Annotated in this window: 12 protein-coding genes; 8 read left to right on the top strand and 4 right to left on the bottom strand. The window is 58.8% G+C overall.

The window, feature by feature from the left end; genetic code table 11:
• The first annotated feature begins 163 nt into the window (after positions 1–163).
• From ppsA to AC5SEM_RS05830, 8 genes are all read left to right on the top strand, one after another.
• Complete coding sequence (gene ppsA, locus AC5SEM_RS05795) at positions 164–2539, top strand: phosphoenolpyruvate synthase (RefSeq protein WP_016985585.1); 2376 nt, start codon at positions 164–166, stop codon at positions 2537–2539.
• 185 nt (positions 2540–2724) lie between these two features.
• Positions 2725–3714 carry an alpha/beta fold hydrolase gene (locus AC5SEM_RS05800; protein WP_077571827.1) on the top strand — a complete coding sequence of 330 codons (990 nt, stop codon included), beginning with the start codon at positions 2725–2727 and terminating at the stop codon, positions 3712–3714.
• A gap of 226 nt (positions 3715–3940) precedes the next feature.
• Positions 3941–4432 carry a ribonuclease E activity regulator RraA gene (rraA, locus tag AC5SEM_RS05805; RefSeq protein WP_034152872.1) on the top strand — a complete coding sequence of 164 codons (492 nt, stop codon included), beginning with the start codon at positions 3941–3943 and terminating at the stop codon, positions 4430–4432.
• 21 nt (positions 4433–4453) lie between these two features.
• Positions 4454–5449: a zinc transporter ZntB gene (locus AC5SEM_RS05810; protein WP_077571829.1), complete on the top strand. Its 996-nt coding sequence runs from the start codon at positions 4454–4456 to the stop codon at positions 5447–5449.
• Between the two features lie 63 nt (positions 5450–5512).
• Positions 5513–5761, top strand: coding sequence for a hypothetical protein (locus AC5SEM_RS05815; RefSeq protein WP_008076827.1), 249 nt, complete (start codon positions 5513–5515; stop codon positions 5759–5761).
• 2 nt (positions 5762–5763) lie between these two features.
• Positions 5764–6588: a mechanosensitive ion channel family protein gene (locus AC5SEM_RS05820; RefSeq protein ID WP_007916401.1), complete on the top strand. Its 825-nt coding sequence runs from the start codon at positions 5764–5766 to the stop codon at positions 6586–6588.
• 90 nt (positions 6589–6678) lie between these two features.
• On the top strand, positions 6679–7269 hold the full coding sequence (sigX, locus tag AC5SEM_RS05825) for an RNA polymerase sigma factor SigX (protein WP_011333251.1): 591 nt from the start codon (positions 6679–6681) through the stop codon (positions 7267–7269).
• 107 nt (positions 7270–7376) lie between these two features.
• The gene (locus AC5SEM_RS05830) at positions 7377–8411 is read left to right on the top strand and encodes an OmpA family protein (protein ID WP_077571830.1); all 1035 of its coding nucleotides are present in this window, start codon (positions 7377–7379) and stop codon (positions 8409–8411) included.
• Between the two features lie 97 nt (positions 8412–8508).
• Here AC5SEM_RS05830 and cobA read toward each other — a convergent pair whose 3' ends face one another.
• From cobA to nirB, 4 genes are read right to left on the bottom strand one after another with little or no spacing between them, the layout of a single operon-like run.
• Entirely contained in the window at positions 8509–9276 is a 768-nt protein-coding gene (gene cobA / locus AC5SEM_RS05835; RefSeq protein WP_495472358.1) for a uroporphyrinogen-III C-methyltransferase, read from the bottom strand.
• Between the two features lie 13 nt (positions 9277–9289).
• On the bottom strand, positions 9290–12004 hold the full coding sequence (locus tag AC5SEM_RS05840) for a nitrate reductase (protein ID WP_495472359.1): 2715 nt from the start codon (positions 12002–12004) through the stop codon (positions 9290–9292).
• On the bottom strand, positions 12004–12321 hold the full coding sequence (nirD, locus tag AC5SEM_RS05845) for a nitrite reductase small subunit NirD (protein ID WP_053118721.1): 318 nt from the start codon (positions 12319–12321) through the stop codon (positions 12004–12006). Before nirD ends, AC5SEM_RS05840 begins: the two co-directional genes overlap by 1 nt.
• On the bottom strand, positions 12318–14771 hold the full coding sequence (gene nirB, locus AC5SEM_RS05850) for a nitrite reductase large subunit NirB (RefSeq protein WP_495472360.1): 2454 nt from the start codon (positions 14769–14771) through the stop codon (positions 12318–12320). The genes nirD and nirB overlap by 4 nt, the downstream gene beginning before the upstream one ends.
• Positions 14772–14930: the final 159 nt, after the last annotated feature.

Genomic DNA, 14930 nt, shown 5'->3' on the forward strand with positions numbered 1-14930 from the left:
GCCTTAAGCTAGTCATCAATCTTGGATATGATAGGCGCGATTTGTCGGCCGCGATTGGCCAGCATTCTCACTTATTTTCCAGGTCCAGGCCATACAACCGGCCAAGGCTCCCCCGGGCCGCCGGTTTCTGAGCTTTTCCAACACAGTTAGTGGAGAGATCACCTTGGTAGAGTACGTAGTTTCCCTCGATAAGCTCGGCAAACACGATGTTGAGCATGTGGGGGGCAAGAACGCATCCCTGGGCGAGATGATCAGTAACCTGGCAGGCGCCGGTGTTTCGGTCCCCGGCGGCTTCGCCACGACGGCTCAGGCTTATCGTGATTTCCTCGAACTGAGCGGCCTCAACGACCAGATCCACGCGGCCCTCGATGCGCTCGACGTCGATGACGTCAACGCCCTGGCCAAAACCGGCGCACAGATCCGTCAATGGATCATGGAAGCCGAATTCCCCGAAAAACTGAATGCCGAGATCCGCACCGCGTTCGCCGCGCTGTCGGCTGGCAACCCTGACGTGGCCGTGGCCGTGCGTTCTTCCGCCACCGCCGAAGACTTGCCGGATGCATCCTTCGCCGGTCAGCAGGAAACCTTCCTGAACATCCGTGGTGTGGAAAACGTTATCCGCGCCGCCAAAGAGGTGTTCGCTTCGCTGTTCAACGACCGTGCGATTTCCTACCGCGTGCACCAGGGCTTCGACCACAAACTGGTCGCCCTGTCGGCCGGCGTGCAGCGTATGGTGCGTTCGGAAACCGGCACTGCCGGCGTGATGTTCACCCTTGATACCGAATCCGGTTTCCGTGACGTGGTGTTCATCACCGGCGCCTACGGTCTGGGCGAAACCGTCGTACAAGGCGCGGTCAACCCGGACGAGTTCTATGTACACAAGGGCACGCTGGAGGCCGGTCGTCCGGCGATCCTGCGTCGCAACCTCGGCAGCAAAGCCATCAAGATGATCTACGGCGACGAGGCCAAGGCCGGTCGTTCGGTCAAGACCATCGATGTCGACAAGGCTGATCGTGCGCGTTTCTGCCTGTCCGACGCTGAAGTCAGCGAGCTGGCCAAGCAAGCGATGATCATCGAAAAGCACTACGGCTGCCCGATGGACATCGAGTGGGCCAAGGACGGTGACGACGGCAAGCTGTACATCGTGCAGGCCCGTCCGGAAACCGTGAAAAGCCGCACCCAGGCCAACGTCATGGAACGTTACCTGCTGAAAGAAACCGGCACCGTGCTGGTTGAAGGTCGCGCCATTGGCCAGCGCATCGGCGCCGGTAAAGTGCGCATCATCAAGGATGTCTCCGAGATGGACAAAGTCCAGCCGGGCGACGTACTCGTTTCCGACATGACCGACCCGGACTGGGAACCGGTGATGAAGCGCGCCAGCGCCATCGTCACCAACCGTGGCGGCCGTACTTGCCACGCAGCGATCATCGCTCGCGAGCTGGGTATTCCGGCTGTGGTTGGTTGCGGCAACGCCACCCAATTGCTGAAGGATGGCCAGGGCGTGACCGTGTCCTGCGCCGAAGGCGACACCGGTTACATCTTCGAAGGCGAGCTGGGCTTCGACATCAAGAAGAACTCCGTCGATGCCATGCCGGAGCTGCCGTTCAAGATCATGATGAACGTTGGCAACCCGGACCGCGCTTTTGACTTCGCGCAGCTGCCGAACGCCGGTGTCGGCCTGGCCCGTCTGGAATTCATCATCAACCGCATGATCGGCGTCCACCCGAAAGCGCTGTTGAACTACGACGGTCTGCCACAGGAAATCAAGGACAGCGTCGACAAGCGCATCGCCGGTTACAACGACCCGGTCGACTTCTACGTCGACAAACTGGTGGAAGGCATCAGCACCCTGGCTGCAGCGTTCACGCCGAAAAAAGTCATCGTGCGTCTGTCGGACTTCAAGTCCAACGAATACGCCAACCTGATCGGCGGCAAGCTCTACGAGCCGGAAGAAGAGAACCCGATGCTGGGCTTCCGTGGCGCTTCGCGTTACATCAGCGAATCGTTCCGCGACTGCTTCGAGCTCGAATGCCGCGCGCTGAAACGTGTGCGCAACGAGATGGGCCTGACCAACGTTGAAATCATGGTGCCGTTCGTCCGTACTCTGGGCGAAGCCAGCCAGGTTGTCGATCTGCTCGCCGAAAACGGCTTGAAGCGCGGCGAGAACGGTCTGCGCGTGATCATGATGTGCGAACTGCCTTCCAACGCGATCCTCGCTGAAGAATTCCTCGAATTCTTCGACGGTTTCTCGATCGGTTCCAACGACCTGACTCAGCTGACGCTGGGCCTGGACCGCGATTCCGGTATCATCGCGCACCTGTTCGACGAGCGTAATCCGGCGGTCAAGAAGCTCTTGGCCAACGCGATTGCCGCGTGCAACAAGGCCGGCAAGTACATCGGCATCTGCGGTCAGGGTCCTTCGGACCACCCGGATCTGGCCAAGTGGCTGATGGAACAGGGCATCGAAAGCGTGTCGCTGAACCCGGATACCGTGCTGGAAACCTGGTTCTTCCTCGCCGAAGGCCAAGCCCCGGCTTGATCAAGATGTGAACGGGCCGCGTCTCCCTGTAGGAGTGAGCCTGCTCGCGATAGCGTCATGACAGTCAGCATTGATTCGAATGACACACCGCCATCGCGAGCAGGCTCACTCCTACACGATTCGGCTCCTTATGATTCAAACAGGGCGGGGTCTCCGGATGCCGCCCTTTTTTGTGCAAGAGCATTATGCAAAGCAGCAGCAACCTGTTTCCTGTCGCCCTGATCAGCGCCGAACGGCGCGGCGATCTGAGCGAAGACGTGTATCGACTGAAACCCGGCAACAGTCCCGACTGGTCCGTGGAAATCGCTGTGACCCGGTTGGGCATGGCCGATGCCTCGGCGCCTCGCGGTGTGCCGGTGATTCTGCTGCACGGCAGTTTTTCCAATCGGCGCTTCTGGTTCTCACCCAAAGGCCTGGGCCTGGGCGCGTATCTGACGCGACTGGGGTTCGACGTGTGGATTCCGGAGATGCGCGGCCACGGCCTGTCGCAGCGCAACGAGGAATACCGGCGCAACCGTGTCGCCGACTATGCCCGTTACGATCTGCCGGCGATTGCCGCATTCGTGCGTGAGCAGAGCGGGCAGATTCCGCACTGGATCGGCCATTCGCTGGGCGGCATCACCCTGGCCGCCGCGCTCGGTGGCGAATACCTCGGCGAGCCGGCAGTTGCCTCTGCGGCGTTTTTCGGCACGCAGGTCAGTCGCACGTACTGGCCGCTGAAAATCCCGCCGGTGGAGTGGAGCGGGCGCTTTATTCTCAAGCGCTTCGCGCAGCTGTCGGGTTCGCGGCTCAAGCGTGGCCCGGAAGATGAGCCGATCGGTCTGGCGCTGGAAAGCATGCGTTGGTACGGCTTGTTCGGCCGTTTTGGCGACAAGGACAAGGATTGGTGGGCGGGACTGGCCGATGTTCAAGTGCCAGTGCTGGCGGTGACTGCGGCCGGGGATCATCAGGATCCAGCGTGGGCCTGTCGCAAGTTGTTCGAGCAGATCGGCTCGGAGCACAAGCAGTTCATCAATCTGGGCCGCGAGCAGGGCTTCAACGATAATTTCGGCCATGTCGAGATGTTGGTGAGCAAAGCGGCGCAAACCGAGGTGTGGCCGTTGGTGGCGCGCTGGTTGAACGATCAGCACACGCCATTGCTGGGCGAGAAGCCGGATCTGGCTGCTGCGGTCTGAGAGGCAGGCCCAGAAAAGGGCATTTCGTTCGGGTTGGCTTGCGGCTAAGATATGACGCATTGTGCGGTTCTGGTCATTTTTGGTGGCTGTTTAGCTATTACGTTTCAGGGTTTGTTCAGGTTCGTTCAGCGACCATGGGATGGACTAAGGTAAACAGCGACCGCCGGAGATCGTCTCAACAGAATGCGTCATCCTTGATCGTCTTCCTTGTTACAGGAGTTTTTCGATGAACCATTACCTTACGCCTGACCTGTGCGACGCCTATCCGGAGCTGGTGCAGGTGCTGGAACCGATGTTCAGCAATTTCGGCGGCCGTGATTCGTTCGGCGGCGAAATCGTGACCATCAAATGCTTCGAAGACAACTCGCTGGTCAAGGAACAAGCCGAACTCAAAGGCAACGGCAAGGTGCTGGTGGTCGATGGCGGCGGTTCGCTGCGTCGCGCGCTGTTGGGTGACATGATTGCCGAGAAAGCCGCTAAAAACGGCTGGGAAGGGCTGGTGATCTATGGCTGCATCCGTGACGTCGATGTAATCGCGCAAACCGATCTGGGCGTGCAGGCGCTGGCCAGCCATCCGATGAAAACCGAAAAACGTGGTATCGGCGACCTCAACGTGCCGGTGACTTTCGCCGGTGTGACGTTCCACCCGGGCCAGTACATTTATGCGGACAACAACGGCGTGATCGTCTCGCCGAGTCCGCTGAAGATGCCTGAATAAGCTTTCGACAAAGGGATGCGGATGTTCGAGGAAGAAAACGCGCAATGGGGGCTGGTGCATGCCCTGGTGCTGGACGGAAAAGGCGGTGCGCGTTCGATAGCCCGGACTGAGCTCGACGATTTGCAGCTGCAGGCCCATGAAAGCCTGTGGCTGCACTGGGATCGCAGCCATCCGCAAACCCAGACCTGGCTGCGCAAATCCAGCGGTCTCAACGAATTCACCTGCGATCTGCTGCTGGAAGAAAACACGCGTCCGCGTCTGTTGCCGTTGCCCGATTCCGAGCTGCTGCTGTTTTTGCGCGGAGTCAATCTGAATCCGGGCGCCGAGCCGGAAGACATGGTCTCGGTGCGGATTTTCGCCTCCGCCCAGCGGGTGATTTCCCTGCGTTTGCGCCCTTTGCGTGCCACTGATGAGCTGTTGGTGCAATTGGCCGACGGCAAGGGCCCGAAAACGGCCTCTGAACTGATCCTTTATCTGGCGCAGTTCCTCACCAACAAGGTGCAGGATCTGGTCACTTGCCTCTCGGAAATCGCCGACGAGGAAGAAGAAAAGATGGATGCCGACGAACGGTATACCCCTGAGCATGGCGCCATTTTGCACATCCGTCGCAGAGCTGCCGGGCTGAAGCGTTTTCTTGCGCCGCAGCGGGATATTTTCGGACAACTCACACGGATAAAACTGCCGTGGTTTGTCGATGACGATGCCGATTACTGGAACGAATTGAACAACAGCCTGACCCGCTATCTCGAAGAGCTCGAATTGACCCGAGAGCGCGTGGGGCTTGTGCTGGAGGCTGAAGACCGGCGTTTGAGCGAGCGCATGAATCGCACGATGTACCGCTTCGGGATCATCACCTGCATCTTTTTACCGATGAGTTTCATCACCGGTCTGCTGGGCATCAACGTTGGCGGAATTCCATTCTCCAGCAGCCCTTATGGTTTCCTGATCGCCTGCTTGACGGTGCTCGCCCTGGCCTTCGGTCAGTGGTGGTTATTCCGTCGTTTGCGCTGGGTCTGAACATGGCGCATGTGACCCGACCAAATCTGCCCGCGTCTTTCACAGACATCACGAGAGGTGCGTATGCACGATCCGTTTGAACAGTCTTTGCGCGACATGCTCAACGCCTCGCCGTCCAGCCGCGACGACGATGCCTGCCTGGGCCGCGTACTCAAAACCGCCAACCGCCAGGTCGGCGCCGGTGATCTGTTCAGCCTGCTGGGCCGCTGGCTGCCCGCGCTGATGATCGCCCTGAATAACGGCTCGGCCCATGTCTCGCCGGTTTCCCGTCTTCGTAAACCTACCGCTCGCACTGCTGATAAGGCTGATTGAATATGGAACTCGACCTCTGGACTCAGAGCCTCGTCACTGCAATGACTGCGTTGTGGACCAAAGTAGCCAACTTCATCCCGAACCTGTTCGGCGCACTGGTCGTGCTGCTGTTGGGTTTCGTCGTGGCCAAGCTGCTCGATACCTTGCTCTCCAAGCTGCTCGCCAAACTCGGCCTCGATCGCTTGATGGGCGGCACCGGCCTGACCAAATTGATGTCGCGTGCGGGGCTGCAGGTTCCGATCTCGACCCTGATCGGCAAGATCGTCTACTGGTTCGTTCTGCTGATTTTTCTGGTTTCGGCAGCAGAATCACTTGGCCTTGAGCGAGTTTCAGCTACGCTGGATATGTTGGCGCTCTATTTGCCGAAAGTATTCGGCGCGGCGCTGGTGTTGCTGGTAGGTGTTTTGCTCGCGCAACTGGCCAACGGACTGGTGCGCGGGGCGGCAGAAGGCGTAGGCCTGGACTACGCTTCGGGGCTGGGGCGAATTGCGCAAGGGCTGGTGATCATCATCAGTATCTCGGTTGCGATCAGCCAGCTTGAGGTCAAGACCGACCTGCTGAACCATGTGATTGTCATCGTATTGATTACCGTTGGTCTGGCCGTTGCGCTGGCCATGGGTTTGGGAAGCCGGGAAATTGCCGGTCAGATTCTTGCGGGAATCTATGTGCGTGAGTTGTATCAGGTTGGGCAACAAGTGCGTGTTGGCGAGGTCGAAGGGCAGATCGAGGAGATCGGCACGGTGAAAACCACATTGCTGACCGATGAGGGTGAGCTAGTCTCTCTTTCCAATCGGATCCTGCTGGAACAGCATGTGAGTAGCCGCTAATCCGGCAAACCCTGCTAATGTATGCCGCCGCAAAATGCCAGCTGATGCTGGTTGCGGTGGACATTGACCTGACTGTCGGCACGACTTGTTTTGAATAAAGCCCAAACGCTATCCACGCGCTACGACCCCCGCGAGCTCTCTGATGAGGAGTTGGTCGCGCGCTCGCATACCGAGCTTTTTCACGTAACGCGCGCTTATGAAGAACTGATGCGGCGTTACCAGCGAACATTATTTAACGTTTGTGCGAGATATCTTGGGAACGATCGCGACGCAGACGATGTCTGTCAGGAAGTCATGTTGAAGGTGCTGTATGGCCTGAAGAACTTCGAGGGGAAATCGAAGTTCAAAACGTGGCTCTACAGCATCACGTACAACGAATGTATTACGCAGTATCGGAAGGAACGGCGAAAGCGTCGCTTGATGGACGCATTGAGTCTTGACCCCCTCGAGGAAGCGTCCGAAGAAAAGGCGCCGAAACCCGAGGAGAAGGGCGGGCTTGATCGCTGGCTGGTGTATGTGAACCCGATTGACCGTGAAATTCTGGTGCTTCGATTTGTCGCAGAGCTGGAATTTCAGGAGATCGCAGACATCATGCACATGGGTTTGAGTGCGACAAAAATGCGTTACAAACGTGCTCTAGATAAATTGCGTGAGAAATTTGCAGGCATTGCTGAAACTTAGTTCAGCGCAAATATCTCTTACGTGTAGGCAAGTTCTGATAGACTTGCCGCCGAGTTGTCCCCCGGTTTGCGGGACTGCTTCACAATCACCAGATGGGGATTTAACGGATGAAACTGAAAAACACCTTGGGCTTGGCCATTGGTTCTCTGATTGCCGCCACTTCGTTCGGCGCTCTGGCACAAGGCCAAGGCGCAGTTGAAATCGAAGGCTTCGCAAAGAAAGAACAATTCGACAGCGCTCGTAACTTCAAGAACAACGGCAACCTGTTCGGCGGCTCGATCGGTTACTTCCTGACCGACGACGTTGAACTGCGTCTGGGCTACGACGAAGTGCACAACGTGCGTTCCGACGACGGTCGTAACATCAAGGGCGCTAACACCGCTCTGGACGCTCTGTACCACTTCAACAACCCAGGCGACATGCTGCGTCCATACGTATCGGCTGGTTTCTCCGATCAGAGCATCGGTCAGAACGGTTCCGGCGGTCGTGACCGCTCCACCTTCGCCAACCTGGGCGCTGGTGCCAAGCTGTACTTCACCGAGAACTTCTACGCCCGTGCTGGCGTTGAAGCTCAGTACAACATCGACCAGGGCGACACCGAGTGGGCTCCTAGCGTTGGTATCGGTGTGAACTTCGGTGGCGGCTCCAAGCCTGCTGCTGCTCCAGTTCCAGCACCAGCTGAAGTCTGCTCCGACAGCGACAACGATGGCGTTTGCGACAACGTTGACAAGTGCCCGGACACCCCAGCCAACGTAACTGTTGACGCTGACGGCTGCCCAGCAGTTGCTGAAGTTGTTCGTGTTGAGCTGGACGTTAAGTTCGATTTCGACAAATCTGTTGTTAAAACCAACAGCTACGGCGACATCAAGAACCTGGCTGACTTCATGAAGCAGTACCCATCCACCACCACTACTGTTGAAGGTCACACTGACTCCGTCGGTCCTGACGCTTACAACCAGAAACTGTCCGAGCGTCGTGCAAACGCCGTTAAGCAAGTTCTGACCAACCAGTACGGTGTTGAATCGTCCCGCGTTCAGTCTGTTGGCTACGGCGAATCCCGCCCAGTTGCTGACAACAAAACTGAAGCTGGCCGCGCTGTAAACCGTCGCGTAGAAGCGCAGGTTGAAGCTCAAGCTAAGTAATTAGCTGCCGCTCTGAGAAAAGCCCGGCTTAGGCCGGGCTTTTCTTTGCCTGCGATTTGGCTTTGCAGCTTTAAAAGATCGCAGCCTGCGGCAGCTCCTACATGAAATCTGCATGCGTCCTGTAGGAGCTGCCGCAGGCTGCGATCCGTTGATCTTCAACAACAGCCGCCACAGCCCCGATCACCAGAATCGCCGGGCTTTTCAATCCGAAAATTCCTGCGTCATCGCTCATGCTCATCAGATCACTACGGCATTCGCGCTGCTCTGGCAACGATGCATTCTCGATCATCGCCACCGGCGTATCCGCCGACATCCCGCCCGCCAGCAACTGATCACGAATCTCGCCCAGCTTGGCCACGCCCATATAAACCACCAGCGTCGTACCGCCCTGCGCCAGCGCCTGCCAGTTCAACTGACTATCGTCCTGAGTATGCGCAGTCACCAGTGTCACCCCGCGCGCCACACCGCGTAACGTCAGCGGAATATCGCACTGCGTCGCCCCAGCGAGCCCGGCGGTAATGCCATTGACCAACTCCACCTCAACGCCACGTTCACGCAACCACTGCGCCTCTTCACCGCCACGGCCGAAAATGCACGGATCGCCGCCCTTGAGCCGCACCACACACTTGCCATGGCGGGCATAGCGCAGCATCAACCGATGGATAAATGCCTGCGGCGTGGAACGGCAACCACCGCGTTTACCCACCGCAATGATGCGGGCGCCAGGGCAGTGTTCGAGCACCGCGTCGTTGACCAGATCATCGATCAGCACCACATCGGCTTCGCGCAGGGCGCGCACCGCTTTGAGGGTCAATAATTCGGGATCACCAGGACCTGCACCCACCAGCCAGACTTTTGCGTTCATGGTGTTTTCCTCATCAGATGACGGCGACTGGCTGCACATCGGCAGCCAGCAAGCGTTTTATTTCCGGGACACAGGAGCCGCATTGGGTGCCGCAGCCCAGATTGTTTTTCAAGCCTTGCAGATCCAGCCCCTGGCGAATGCCGGCGCAGACCGCGTTGAGGCTGACGTTCTTGCAGTTGCACAGGGTTTTATCCGCAGCGATCTGCGCCCCGGCACTGCCCGGCGGAGCACTCATCGGTGCCAACAACCAGCGCCGCAGTTGTTCGTCCGCACGCCCCTCCAGCCACAACCCTTGCAGCCAATGCCGGGCGAGGGTTTCGCCGGCCAGGCGAATCGCGGTGATTCGGCCGTTTTCAATGCGTACGCGCTTGCCAATGGCCCGACGTGGATCGTCGTAAGCCAGTACCGGGCCGTCGATCAGTGACAGGCATCGGTCGATTTCACTGAGCAATTGCGCATCCGGCGCCTCACTGCTGGCTGCGCGTATCAGCAATGCCGATCGTTCACGTCCGACAAGGCTGAGACTCACGTAGGAAAATGCCTCACAGAGCGGTCGTAGGGCCTCGAAATGCCGTTGAACATCGCCCTCAATGAGCGCGAAAAGCTGCCACGGCAGATTGACCGGCTCCAGGCGCACACCGCTGTGTTTCAGTTCCGGTTGTTTCGACAATGGATCGAAGGCCGGCAGGGTCAGGCTGTTCACACCGCCCTTGAGAAAACGGTCACCCCAGTGCATCGGCAGAAACGCCTGTCCCGGACGTACGCTGTCGTCGCTGCCAACCGCGACGATCACTGCGTCGCGACGACTTTTAAGGTTGACCAGATCTCCCGGCTGCAAGCGATGCCTGCGCAGTTCGTCCGGGTGCAAGCTCAACACCGCTTCGCTGACATGCCCGAACAGTTGCGCCGCCGTGCCGGTGCGGCTCATACCGTGCCATTGATCACGCAGACGTCCAGTGATCAATGTCAGTGGAAAGCGGGCATCACGCTGTTCTTTGGCGGCGCGATAAGGATCTGCGATGAACTGAGCGCGTCCGTTGGCGGTTGGGAAAATCCCATCCTCGTACAGGCGTGGCGTTCCTTGCCGCGCGCCGGCAGGGAAGGGCCATTGCTGCGGTCCGATCTGGTCGATCAGCGCATGACTGATCCCGGACATATCCAGATCGCGGCCATGCGTCAGCCCTTTGAATTCATCGAATAACTGCGCAGGTTGCTTGAACGTAAACAGGCTCGATTCAGCGGGACGCAGACGTTTCTCCAGACGTTGTGCGAAATCTACCGTAATCGCCCAATCCGGCCGCGCTTCGCCCGGTGGGAGGATGGCTTTGCGCACGTGGGAAATGCGTCGCTCGGAATTGGTTACCGAGCCTTCCTTCTCGCCCCAACTGGCAGCAGGCAGCAGCAGATCGGCGAACGCAGCGGTTTCGGTGGTGCGAAAAGCCTCCTGCAACAGCACAAACGGGCAGGCTTCCAGCGCCGCGCGCACCGCACTCTGATCCGGCATCGATTGCGCAGGGTTGGTGCAGGCGATCCACAACGCTTTGATCTTGCCGCTGCGCACTTGCTCGAACAGTTCGATGGCGCTGAGACCAGTGCTTTCCGGCAGTTGATCCACACCCCAATAAGCCGCCACTTCAGCGCGGTGTTCAGGGTTGGCTGCGTCTCGATGCCCCGGCAACAAGTTCGACAAACTGCCGGTTTCGCGTCCGCCCATGGCATTTGGCTGACCAGTGAGGGAGAAAGGTCCTGCACCCGGACGGCCGATTTGCCCGGTGGCCAAGTGCAGATTGATCAGTGCACTGTTTTTCGCGCTGCCAGCCGTGGACTGGTTCAATCCCATGCACCACAGCGACAAAAAACTCGGCGAAGTGCCGACCCATTCGGCGCACTGCTGCAATTGCTCGACGCTGATGCCGCATAACTGCGAAACCATTTGCGGGGTGTAATCGCGCACCAGACTTTTCAGTTCGGCGAGGCCATCGGTGTGCGCTTTGACGAAATCGCGGTCGATCCAGTCTTCCCACAACAACAGATGCAAAATCCCATGAAACAAAGCGACATCGGTACCGGGCAGAATCGCCAGGTGCAAATCGGCAAGGTCGCAAGTGTCGGTGCGCCGTGGATCAATGACGATGACTTTCATCTGCGGGCGGCGAGATTTTGCTTCTTCCAGCCGACGAAAAAGTACCGGATGGGCGTAGGCCATGTTACTGCCGACAATCATCACGCAATCGCTGAGTTCCAGGTCCTCATAACTGCAAGGCGGGGCGTCGGCGCCGAGGCTGCGCTTGTAGCCGACCACGGCTGAAGACATGCACAGGCGTGAATTGCTGTCGATGTTGTTGGTACCGACCAGTGCCCGTGCCAGCTTGTTGAAGGCGTAATAGTCCTCGGTCAGCAACTGTCCGGAGATATAGAACGCCACGCTGTCCGGGCCGTGTTCGGCGATGGTTTCGGCGAACACGTTGGCGGCGTGTTCCATTGCCGTGTCCCAGTCCGTGCGGCTGCGCGCCAGGCCTTTGCCCAGACGCAGTTCCGGGTACAGCGCGCGGGCCGTGAGGTCGCCGGTCAGGTGCAGGGTCGAGCCTTTGCTGCACAGTTTGCCGAAGTTGGCCGGGTGCGCCGGATCGCCGCTGACGCCGAGGATGCGCTCGCCGTCATGCTCGATCAGAACGCCGCAGCCGACCCCGCAATAACAGCAGGTCGAGGCGGTCGTCTGGCGGTTCATCAGATGGCGTCCCGCAGGGCCAGTTGCACACGACCGTTTTCGACCCGCGCCGGGTGATGGTGCGCGCAACCGATGTCTGGCGCTTGCGCTTCGCCAGATTCGAGGTCGATTTGCCAATTGTGCAGCGGACAGGCCACGCGTTTGCCGTAGATCAAACCTTGTGACAACGGCCCGCCCTTGTGTGGGCAGCGGTCGTCGAGGGCGAAAACCTCATCGTCACTTGTACGAAAAATCGCGATGTCACCTTTTGGTCCGGCAATGATCCGCGAGCCGAGGGCGTTGATCTCTTCGAGAGCACAGATATCCAGCCAGTTCATGCCGGCACCTCCAGGTTTTTCACAGGGATCACATCGAATTCTTTCTTCAGTTGCGGCTGCGCCAAGCGTTCTTTCCACGGATCCTGTTCGAACGACAGGGAGAATTGCAGGCGCTCGTTCAAGGCTTTGCGGCGCTCGGGATCTTCCAGCACGGCTTTCTTGATGTGCTCCATGCCGACCCGTTGCAGGTAGTGCACGGTGCGTTCGAGGTAGAAGGCTTCTTCGCGATACAGCTGCAGGAACGCACCGTTGTATTCGCGCACTTCCTCGGCAGTTTTCAGCTTGACGAAGAATTCGGCGACTTCGGTTTTGATCCCGCCGTTGCCGCCGATGTACATCTCCCAGCCGGAGTCGACGCCGATGATTCCTACGTCTTTGATCCCCGCTTCCGAGCAGTTGCGTGGGCATCCGGAGACGGCGAGTTTCACTTTGTGTGGCGACCACATGTTGAACAGGTCGTGCTCAAGCTCGATGCCCAGTTGCGTCGAATTTTGCGTGCCGAAGCGGCAGAACTCACTGCCGACGCAGGTTTTTACCGTGCGGATGGATTTGCCGTAGGCGTGGCCGGACGGCATGTCGAGATCTTTCCAGACGCCGGGCAGATCCTGCTTCTTGATGCCGAGCAAGTCGATGCGCTGGCCGCCGGTGACCTTGACCATCGGCACCTGATACTTGTCAGCCACATCGGCAATTCGCCGCAGTTCCGAAGGATTGGTCACGCCGCCCCACATGCGTGGTACCACCGAGTACGTGCCGTCCTTCTGGATGTTGGCGTGTGCACGTTCGTTGATCAGGCGCGATTGCGGATCGTCCTTGGCTTCGCCGGGCCAAGTGGAAATCAGGTAATAGTTGAGGGCAGGGCGGCAGGTTGCGCAGCCGTTCGGGGTGCGCCAGTTGAGGTAGCTCAGGGTGCCGGCGATGGTCAGCAGATGTTGCTCGCGGATGGCCTGACGGATCTGCCCGTGGTTGAGGTCGCTGCAACCGCAGATGGCCTTTTCGCTTTTCGGTTTGACGTCCGCCGCACCACCGACGGTGTTGATCAGGATCTGCTCGACCAGGCCGGCACAGGAGCCGCAGGAGCTCGCGGCTTTGGTGTGTTTCTTCACCTCATCAACGCTGAACAGGCCGTGTTCCTGAATGGCTTTGACGATGGTGCCTTTGCACACGCCGTTGCAGCCGCAGACTTCGGCGGTGTCGGCCATGACCATGGCTTTGTCCTGGCCCTGATGTCCTACGTCGCCTAACGCATTTTCTCCAAACATGAGGTGATCGCGGATCTCGCCGATGGCGTGATTCTCACGAATCTGGCGGAAATACCAACCGCCATCTGCCGTATCGCCGTACAGACAGGCGCCGACCAGCACGTCATCCTTGATCACCAGTTTTTTGTACACGCCACCGATCGGGTCGGAGAGGGTGATGGTCTCGGTGCCTTCGCCGCCCATGAAGTCGCCAGCGGAAAACAGGTCGATGCCGGTGACTTTCAATTTGGTCGAGGTTACTGAGCCCTGATAACGGGCGAAACCCAATTGTGCGAGGTGGTTGGCGCAAACCTTGGCCTGTTCGAACAGCGGCGCGACCAGACCGTAGGCAATCCCGCGATGGCTGGCGCACTCGCCGATGGCATAAATACGCGGGTCGTAGGTTTGCAGGGTGTCGTTGACCAGAATCCCGCGATTGCACGGGATGCCGGCCTTTTCCGCCAGTTCGGTGTTGGGGCGAATGCCGGCGGCCATTACCACCAAGTCGGCGGGGATGATGTCGCCGTTCTTGAATTGCACCGAGCCGACCCGGCCATTGCCAGCGTCGTGCAGGGCTTGGGTCTGTTCGCACAGACGGAAGTGCAAACCACGGGATTCGAGGGCGCTTTGCAGCAGTTGACCGCTGGTTTTGTCCAGTTGCCGTTCCAGCAGCCATTCGCCGATATGCACCACGGTGACGTGCATACCGCGCAGCATCAGGCCATTGGCGGCTTCGAGACCGAGCAGACCGCCACCGATGACCACCGCGTGTTTGTGGGTTTTCGCGGTGTCGATCATGGCTTGGGTGTCGGCGATGTCGCGGTAACCGATCACCCCGTGCAAGGTGTTGCCGGGGATCGGCAGAATAAACGGCGTCGAACCGGTGGCGATCAGCAGGCGATCGTATTCGGCTTCGGTGCCGTCCTCGGCGATCACCCGGCGTTTGACCCGGTCGATCTCCACCACTTTGCGGTTGAGCAGCAACTTGATGTGGTTTTCCAGGTACCAGTCGAGGTCGTTGAGCACGATCTCCTCGAAGGTCTGCTCACCGGCCAGCACCGGTGACAGCAGGATGCGGTTGTAGTTGGTGTGCGGTTCGGCGCCGAAGACCGTGATGTCGTACAGCTCGTTACTCAGCTTGAGCAGTTCTTCGAGGGTGCGGACCCCGGCCATGCCATTGCCGATCATCACCAGTTTGAGTTTTTTCATCAGGTTCTCCGGGGAGCTGCGGCTGGCCTCTTGTGGGCAGTCAGGCCTTGCTCGAGAAATTTTGCGCAAACAAAAAAAGGCGTCCCGCTAGTTGCCTAGCGAGGACGCCTTTGTCCTGGTCCCGTTCTCTCGGGAAGCGCAGCCTTCGTCGTTGAAGGT

It is taken from the genome of Pseudomonas sp. CH61 (genome assembly GCF_059429415.1).

Coding starts and splice junctions, on each gene's coding strand:
- AC5SEM_RS05840 (WP_495472359.1), bottom strand. CDS start 12,004: ATGAACCGCCAGACGACCGCCTCGACCTGCTGTTATTGCGGGGTCGGC.
- cobA (WP_495472358.1), bottom strand. CDS start 9,276: ATGAACGCAAAAGTCTGGCTGGTGGGTGCAGGTCCTGGTGATCCCGAA.
- nirB (WP_495472360.1), bottom strand. CDS start 14,771: ATGAAAAAACTCAAACTGGTGATGATCGGCAATGGCATGGCCGGGGTC.
- nirD (WP_053118721.1), bottom strand. CDS start 12,321: ATGAACTGGCTGGATATCTGTGCTCTCGAAGAGATCAACGCCCTCGGC.
- rraA (WP_034152872.1), top strand. CDS start 3,941: ATGAACCATTACCTTACGCCTGACCTGTGCGACGCCTATCCGGAGCTG.
- AC5SEM_RS05830 (WP_077571830.1), top strand. CDS start 7,377: ATGAAACTGAAAAACACCTTGGGCTTGGCCATTGGTTCTCTGATTGCC.
- AC5SEM_RS05810 (WP_077571829.1), top strand. CDS start 4,454: ATGTTCGAGGAAGAAAACGCGCAATGGGGGCTGGTGCATGCCCTGGTG.
- AC5SEM_RS05800 (WP_077571827.1), top strand. CDS start 2,725: ATGCAAAGCAGCAGCAACCTGTTTCCTGTCGCCCTGATCAGCGCCGAA.
- AC5SEM_RS05820 (WP_007916401.1), top strand. CDS start 5,764: ATGGAACTCGACCTCTGGACTCAGAGCCTCGTCACTGCAATGACTGCG.
- AC5SEM_RS05815 (WP_008076827.1), top strand. CDS start 5,513: ATGCACGATCCGTTTGAACAGTCTTTGCGCGACATGCTCAACGCCTCG.